This window comes from Borrelia anserina Es (genome assembly GCF_001936255.1).
GTDB lineage: Bacteria > Spirochaetota > Spirochaetia > Borreliales > Borreliaceae > Borrelia > Borrelia anserina.
In genome coordinates this window covers 1-4,978 of record NZ_CP014521.1, presented here as the reverse complement: position 1 = coordinate 4,978, position 4,978 = coordinate 1, and the positions used below count along the sequence as shown (strand labels likewise).

Sequence of the window (4,978 nt, the reverse complement as noted above, 5' to 3'; positions counted from 1 at the left end):
TACTAAAAGTTAATTAACTAGTTAATTAACTTTTAGTATAAACTAAAGTTAATTAACTAGTTAAACCATAAACGATTCCCAATTATCCAGCAAACATTTAAGCAAAAACTTTTCAAGTTTTTGCTTATTTTTAATAAGCATTAATTGCTTTTCTTTATCTTCCAAATTAAATCTAATAATAACAGGCTTACACTCTGAAGAATTTTTTTTAACTCTTATATCATTAATAATTTTATTCAAAGAACTTTGCATAATATCTTGTTCACTCACATTTTCCTTCTCCAAATAAGCACCTATTTTAATATATCTATATATCATAGTTCTACTAAACTTATAATCCAAACAAAATTCATAAAAATTATCATACCCATCAAATATGTATAATTTATTTTTTTTTATTTCATAAAGCGCCTTGGCCAATTCTAACTTATTAACAACTTCCTCTAAAGTCCTGGCTTTAATTTCCTCTTTAAGTTGTCTATATCTTAATTGAGCCTTTTCTTTAGCAGAACTATCTTCAACTCTAACTACATCCCCTACCCTACTTTTGATAGTATCAATTATATCTACTTTCATTGTTATTCCTTCAACATAAATATTTGTAAACTGGTTTACAAATATTTATGTTGTCTTTATGTTTGCAATACTTTCAATAGCTTCAGCAACTCTTAAATATTCATTATAATATCTTTCACTTTCTTGGGGTTCTAATCTATAAGTAATCATTTTCTGAATAGCAGCGCTTCTGTGAATTTTAATAGGAATATATTCTTGATAAAGCTGTTGCAAGCTATAAAAAAACTCTTTCTTTATTTTTCTGTTTTCCTCATAAAGAGTTTGAATAATATAATAACTCTTAAAATCCTGTTTCTGATAAGCATTAATAATCTCCTGCATTTTACTTTTTAAAATATCATAACTCTCGATTGCCCAGAGCTCTGCTGGCAAAGGAATAACAACTTTGGTAGCAATCATCAAAGAGTTAATAAGTTCTTTATTAACTGAGGGAGGAGTATCAATTATTATGTAATCATATTCATCGAAATAAGGAGTTAAAATAGTCTTCAACTTATATTCTTGTCCAATAATATTCTCTCCTGAAAACTGAGAAAGCTTAATATGAGATGGAGCAAAGTGCAAATCGGCTGTTATCTCATGCACAATACTCATAAAAGACTTCTTAGATTTCAATACTTCATAAATATTATATTCCCTTATATCGACTTTGTTTTCAAAATAAGGTAAGAAATAAGAAGTAACACTAGCCTGAGAATCAATATCTATAAGCAAAGTTTTATATCTCTTAGAAAAGATATATCCCAACATTATTGCTGTCACACTCTTGCCAACTCCACCCTTAATTGAAGAGATAACTATAATATCTATCATCTTATACCCCTAGAATCTAAACACTTAAATCTCTTATCATAAAAAAGTTTATCTAAATTGTCCTCAGCAACCAAGAGTTCTTCGGATAAAGAGTTAACAATACCAATATCTTTTGCCTTAACCGAAATATTAAGCTTTTTAATCTTATTTTTTATTGTAAAATAAGAAATATTATTAACCTTAGCCAAAAAAAGAGGAGTATAATATTTTTTTCCTTCATACTCAATGAAAAAATTTTTCAAATTTTTTTTATCTATCAAATTTAACTACCCTTCTGCCATCCTTTTTTTTAACTTACACTTAATAAGCTTTTGAGCTTCCTCACTCAAAAGCAATTCTCTTTTCTTAAAAAATAAATCTTTAGAAGAGATTATACCTTCAATCTTATTTTTCTTTATATATCTTGAAAGATAAGAAGAATCGCTATATCCCATCTCTTTTGAAAATTCCTTTAAATTCTTTAAAGAATTTAAAAAATTCAGTGTAATTCTCACAAAACTCCATCTCCTAAACAAATTTTATAAACAACGCAACTTATTGGATAACACAACTAATTTTATTATACAACTATGAACATCATTTTGTAAATCAAATTGACAAAATTACCTTTTTAGTATATAAATTATATTAATGTTTATTTTATTTTTTAAATAAAACTAGAGACAAAAAAGACCTATAAATCAAGGTCTTAAACAAACTGAAATAAAGGATAAATCGATGAAAAATTTAAATTTCTTTTTATATAATAACAGCAAACTCAAGAAAAATCAAGTCAGACTAATAAAACTAATTTCCATACTAAAATACCTAAACAAAAACAAGTTAGGATACAACCAACAAGACATACTCAACTTAGCTAACTTTTTCCTAAAAAGAGAAGGTTACTCAGTAATTAAAATGAAAACATTACAAAAAGATTTGGGCTTCCTTAAGAAAAATAACATAATTAAAACATTTATAATAAGACTGGGAGAATACAAAGGTTCAAAAATAAAGTACATACCAAAAAGCAACGCATATCAAATACTGAAGAAAGTGCTCAACTCAACAGAAGAATTATTAGAAAAAACATTCAATATCATATACAAACTAAGTAAAAAAGAAAAAATCAAAAACAAAACTGAGGGGAAAAATAGAACAAAAAATAGCAGTGTATATTATATTAAATATAATAATATAAATAATAAGGGCAGAACAAAAACAAAAGAGGATAAAAGACAAGGAAAAAAAGAAAAAATACAAGTCACGTAGGAAGGAATGGTAAAAAACAGTAAAAGTTAAAAACAATAAAGATATAAGCATGAAAAAATCAAGCATAAAGATAAAAATAAGAAGGAAAAAGCATCACAGAAAAAAACAAGAAAGAGACAAAAAAAGACCTATAAAAGTTAAGATTACAATAGAAAAAAAGCCAAGAAAAAGGACTAAAACTCTAAATTCAAAGAATAATAAAAACTATCTAATTAACAAGTCAAAGAATAAAAAAACCAGATACATCGGCATGGATCTTTAGGAAAGATTTAAATTACAAACTATAATATCTTACGACAAACCCTAAACACTATGGTAATACTAATGCTCTCTATCAAAAGTTGCTATCAAAATTCAAGTATAACATTTAAGCTACACCTAAGATATAAGAACTTAGAAATACCTTTTACTCTATTGAAAAACAAAAATATCGTTCCTGTAAGGGGAATACAGCCCCACTCTTCAGACTGTCTTTTCCCACATCCTCAAATAGTAAATAACAAAATTACATATTTATCTAATCAATTCAAACACTTATAATCCAATAGCGCATGTTATTCGCCAAACTTGATAGAAATATTATCTAGATACATCAGACTCTGAACAATAAATATAGATTATCAAACAAAAGCAACATTTTTCACACATCAAAAACAAAAAAAGACGGTTCCATGCCAAGCAGAAGAATTTCTTTAAAATACTCATAGAGTAATATTTTAATCAGGAGTATAAAACAGAGTATTTAAATCACCTGAATCAATAGTTAAGAGCTTTCTTTAATTAATCTATAAGCCAATTACGATCAATGATTAGGACACTCATAAGAAAATAAAAAGAAAACCCCTTGGGGAAGGGGATTATTTAAAAGAATGTATGGTATGAAGTAAATATTGATAATAAATTCTTTTAATTTTAAAAAAGGAGAATATTTAATAATTAAGTATTAATTCAAAAATCAACCATTTCAATTTTTTCTAAGACATTATCTGATATTTTTTCATAAAAATACAAATATCCGTACCAGAGTTTATTAACAATTCTTAATTCTTAATTATGAAGAAAAGATTGCCAATGTTGAGATTAGTGTTATTTTAAATTTTACTGTTATTCAGATTTATTGGTATAAACCTATTGTTAAGATACGACACATCAAAGAACAAAGATACTCATTTTGGCGTACGATTATTTAAGTAGAATTTACTCAAGATAAGAGAAAAGAAAGCCCCGACTCCTATGTCTTATTTTGGAGAGGATTGATAGGAGTGTTGAGGGACTGTTGATAGAATGCTTTCTAATGCATTTATATCTGCTTATATATTATTTTATTTTTTTAATTTTGTAAATATTTTTAAACAATTTTATTATGTTCGGTATCAAAAATCGTAACTTATATAACTATGACACAATAAATATTGATAATAATTCAAAACAAGTTATCAACAATTCATACTCGAATATTGTTATAATTATTTATTGTTGAAATTTATGATACACTTCCATATTAAATATTTTTTTTCCTTGAATCATGGTCAAGCTTCTCTATTGCTTTCAGAAGCCTTACTTGGCCCATTTGCATAGCAGAAATTCTTCTCCTCCTATTTCTAAAGCTTAATTCTTGACTTATCCTTTTATTCCATGCTTGCATTTGTTTAATTTCTAAGTCACTTGGTTCGTAATCTATCCACTTTCTATCTATCCATCCTTTTTCCCATTCATAGTAGCCTTCATTATAGTTAGTTCCATTAGACTCATCAAAATGTCTTGAAAGAGCTGATATTACTTTTGATCCATACTGAAGCATTTTTTCTGTTGCTGTCTTTGCAATAAATTCATCGTAATTGTAAGTTTCACCTGTCTGCATATTAATGACATCAACAATTAATTTCAAAGTATTTATGCAGTTCATTGCAATGTTTCCAAATGGAAGATCTTGATTACTTAAGCAATCAATATTGACTTCATACTTATTCTTTAAACTTCTAGGTATTTTGAAGAAGTCAACTATAAATCTTTCAACTTTAGCTTTGTAATTTGCCTCATACTGAAAGTTTCCGAAAAAAGTTTCTCGATTACTTTCAGTTATATAACTATCGTAGTCAAGTATTATAGGCAACTTTCTTTCTTGAATATTGTCTTCTTTAATATTTTTCATCTCATATCCTCAGAAATCAAAAATTCTTTCTTATATTTTTCATACATTATTATAATATATATTAAATAAGAACGAATACAAATAGCTAATAATTTTTCTAGTCTAAATGTTTAATATTGTTTTTTTACTAGTTTGTGATAAATTTAATTTATCTTTAACCTTTAACCATTTATAAGAAGCTTTGAG

Annotated in this window: 7 protein-coding genes; 2 read left to right on the top strand and 5 right to left on the bottom strand. The window is 26.3% G+C overall.

The features are described 5' to 3' along the window. Positions 1-60: 60 nt before the first annotated feature. Genes N187_RS04800 through N187_RS04785 form a run of 4 tightly spaced genes read right to left on the bottom strand, consistent with a single transcriptional unit; the run spans position 61 to position 1,883 of the window. Positions 61-576 carry a chromosome replication/partitioning protein gene (locus N187_RS04800; RefSeq protein WP_075550369.1) on the bottom strand — a complete coding sequence of 172 codons (516 nt, stop codon included), beginning with the start codon at positions 574-576 and terminating at the stop codon, positions 61-63. A 45-nt stretch (positions 577-621) separates the two neighbouring features. Further along, entirely contained in the window at positions 622-1,389 is a 768-nt protein-coding gene (locus N187_RS04795; RefSeq protein ID WP_025420092.1) for a ParA family protein, read from the bottom strand. Beyond that, complete coding sequence (locus tag N187_RS04790) at positions 1,386-1,649, bottom strand: hypothetical protein (protein ID WP_025420093.1); 264 nt, start codon at positions 1,647-1,649, stop codon at positions 1,386-1,388. Before N187_RS04790 ends, N187_RS04795 begins: the two co-directional genes overlap by 4 nt. Positions 1,650-1,655: 6 nt before the next feature. Further along, positions 1,656-1,883, bottom strand: a complete 228-nt coding sequence (locus tag N187_RS04785) for a hypothetical protein (RefSeq protein WP_025420094.1) — start codon at positions 1,881-1,883, stop codon at positions 1,656-1,658. 223 nt (positions 1,884-2,106) lie between these two features. Here N187_RS04785 and N187_RS04780 point away from each other — a divergent pair, with 223 nt between their 5' ends. Together N187_RS04780 and N187_RS04775 are read left to right on the top strand one after the other, a co-directional pair. After that, positions 2,107-2,640, top strand: a complete 534-nt coding sequence (locus N187_RS04780) for a plasmid maintenance protein (protein WP_025420095.1) — start codon at positions 2,107-2,109, stop codon at positions 2,638-2,640. 49 nt (positions 2,641-2,689) lie between these two features. Beyond that, positions 2,690-2,902: a hypothetical protein gene (locus N187_RS04775; RefSeq protein ID WP_025420096.1), complete on the top strand. Its 213-nt coding sequence runs from the start codon at positions 2,690-2,692 to the stop codon at positions 2,900-2,902. A gap of 1,239 nt (positions 2,903-4,141) precedes the next feature. Here N187_RS04775 and N187_RS04770 read toward each other — a convergent pair. Further along, on the bottom strand, positions 4,142-4,792 hold the full coding sequence (locus N187_RS04770; RefSeq protein WP_075550368.1) for a hypothetical protein: 651 nt from the start codon (positions 4,790-4,792) through the stop codon (positions 4,142-4,144). Positions 4,793-4,978: the final 186 nt, after the last annotated feature.